This window comes from Paenibacillus sp. 01T422, from assembly GCF_056398785.1.
This window is the reverse complement of sequence record NZ_JBFTQB010000911.1, coordinates 1-2,579: the sequence shown is the minus strand read 5'-3', so window position 1 is coordinate 2,579 and position 2,579 is coordinate 1. Positions and strand designations below refer to the sequence as shown.

The following is a 2,579-nucleotide window of genomic DNA, read 5'->3' as shown; positions in this document are numbered from 1 at the left end:
CTGTGAAGCGACTCATGATGGGCATAGATCGGAATGTCATGATTGAAAGTAATTCGATTGATAATACCGATATGATCTTGATGACTATGTGTGAGGATAATCCGATCCAGGTCTTGAATGGCGAATCGATTTACAGCCATCGTTGTCAGAAATGCCCTCCAGCATTCTTCTGAGTTGACCCCGGCATCAATCAAAGTGAGCGAACCTGCTTCCTGTAATAAATAAAAGTTAAAGGTACGCAAACTGCGTGGAGTCGGAACCATAATCGGATACACCGAACAACCTGCTTCCGTTATTATCAAAGCTAATTCAATCTCCTTCTAGCGTGTTCAGGCTTGTTTATTTTTTCCTTGTGGATGGCTGCCCACTCGATGTTGACTTCATATGAAATATTCAAGCAATAAAGCAACACGGCAGTGACATGTTCCTTCCAATTTTGAAGTGATTCGATCGAGCACCCTCGCTGCAAAGATAACTTAATGAATACTTTATTTCTATCTGCTTGTACGGAATGAATCTGCAGCATTGAATCTGCCGAGAGCGCTACGATATCCCGTATGCATTGCGGGTATATGGTTATTTTATCTCTCGAGAACGCCGGCTTCACCAGAATAACTTCTTCTCTCTGCTTGCCAAAATGTATGATTTGCTTGCTAAACCAGCCGATATACGTTTTCTCGACCTCATCAGGAACAATTGGAATCACATGATAGCCGATACGCCGACGTTCACCAGCCAACTTCAACTCTTCCTCCGTTTGGAAGGATTCAATAGACAACCATTCTATGGCATTCGGCAAATTCAGACGCTGCACGATCTTCTCTATCATTTTCTTCGAAGTGCCGATCACCAATATCTTCTTAATCCCGGATCTCATTATATAATTATATACTTGCAAGCGATGGGAGTCTGTGAAAAAAATAGCTGTTTTCGTTGCCGCATACGCGGTGCGTTCATTTTTGGCAGATTTCCCTGCTACACGCTGTTTGTCCATGATTAGAATACCATCATCTAACACAGCATCGATTTGATAGCGAGCAATAATCTCGCTGGACTTGTAACTCTTACCCGTGCCGCTTTTGCCATACAATCCGTATACGTCCATATCTGCACCACTCCATCTTGATTAGCAGCCTCATTCTCCTTCGTAGATTACGATAATGGGATCAACTGGATGATCCCTTTACCTAATCTCTCCCCCGATCACGATTATGGCGCATCATTCGGTGTGTTCACATCGTGTTCTTCCAAAAACTTGATATCAAAACTCCCATCAACAAATACCGGATGCTGCAAAAGACTCTGATGAAAAAGAATCGTCGTGCGTACGCCTTCAATAAAAAATTCACCGAGCGCACGTTGCATCCTCGCGATAGCGTCATCTCGATTCTTGCCCCATACAATCAGTTTGGCAATCATGGAATCATAGTGCGGAGGGATGGTGTAATCAACATAAACAGCGCTATCGACACGAACACCAAAGCCACCTGGCGGCAAATAAAATTGAATTTTTCCCGGCGATGGCATAAAATTCCGTGCAGGATCTTCCGCATTAATCCTGCACTCAATGGCGCAGCCTCGAATCTCGATATCTTCCTGCCGAAATGAGAGCTGATTTCCTTCCGAGACACGTATCATTTCTTGCACGATGTCGACGCCGGTAACCATTTCGGTCACGGGATGCTCCACCTGAATTCTCGTATTCATCTCCATGAAATAAAAGCTGCCGTCCTCACTTAGCAGAAACTCCAATGTCCCTGCCCCGACATAGTCGACCGACTTGGCAGCACGCACTGCCGCCTCACCCATTAGTCTTCGTATTTCCGAAGTCAACGTTGGGCACGGGGATTCCTCTACAAGCTTCTGGCGTCTGCGCTGAATTGAACAATCTCTTTCACCCAAATGCACCACGTTGCCGTGATGATCTGCAATGATTTGAATCTCCACATGCTTCATGCCGGTCAAAAATTTCTCCAGATACACGCCCGCATTGCCGAACGCCATCTGGGCCTCCTGCTTGGCAGCGGTGACCTGGCGGACCAGTTCCTCTTCGTCGTCGACGACGCGAATTCCCTTGCCTCCACCGCCGGCAGTCGCTTTAATAATGACGGGATAACCGATGTCCCTTGCGATTCGGATCGCTTCCTCAGTTGAATCRACGATGCCATCCGACCCAGGAATAACAGGGACTTGCGCCTCTTTCATCGTCTGTTTGGCTGAAGACTTATCCCCCATTCTGGCAATGGCCGATGCGGAGGGCCCGATAAACTTAATGTTGACGCTCGAACACAATTCAGCGAAATCTGCGTTCTCGGCAAGGAAGCCATAACCTGGATGGATAGCGTCCGCTCCTGTTAACATCGCCACACTGATCAAGTTGTCGAAGCGAAGATAGCTGTCCTTCGAAGCGAATGGACCGATACAATAGGCTTCATCAGCCAATTGTACATGCAGCGCGTCGCGATCCGCTTCCGAATAAACAGCCACTGATTGAATGCCAAGCTCTTTGCAAGCTCGGATAATACGTACGGCGATTTCCCCGCGATTGGCGATAACCACCTTGCGGAACTGCCCAACAT

General features: G+C 47.0%; 3 protein-coding genes. All 3 read right to left on the bottom strand.

Translation table 11 applies throughout. The annotated features are described in order from the left end of the window. On the bottom strand, window positions 1-302 hold a 302-nt coding region (locus AC1DUA_RS33325; RefSeq protein ID WP_477503815.1), incomplete at its 3' end, for an MBL fold metallo-hydrolase. 2 nt (window positions 303-304) lie between these two features. After that, window positions 305-1,105 (bottom strand): hypothetical protein, encoded by an 801-nt coding sequence (locus AC1DUA_RS33320; RefSeq protein WP_477503814.1) that lies wholly within the window; start codon window positions 1,103-1,105, stop codon window positions 305-307. A 104-nt stretch (window positions 1,106-1,209) separates the two neighbouring features. After that, entirely contained in the window at window positions 1,210-2,559 is a 1,350-nt protein-coding gene (accC, locus tag AC1DUA_RS33315) for an acetyl-CoA carboxylase biotin carboxylase subunit (protein WP_477503816.1), read from the bottom strand. Window positions 2,560-2,579: the final 20 nt, after the last annotated feature.

Excerpts from the sequence above, each read along its gene's own strand:
- AC1DUA_RS33320 (WP_477503814.1), bottom strand. The coding sequence starts at position 1,105 with ATGGACGTATACGGATTGTATGGCAAAAGCGGCACGGGTAAGAGTTAC.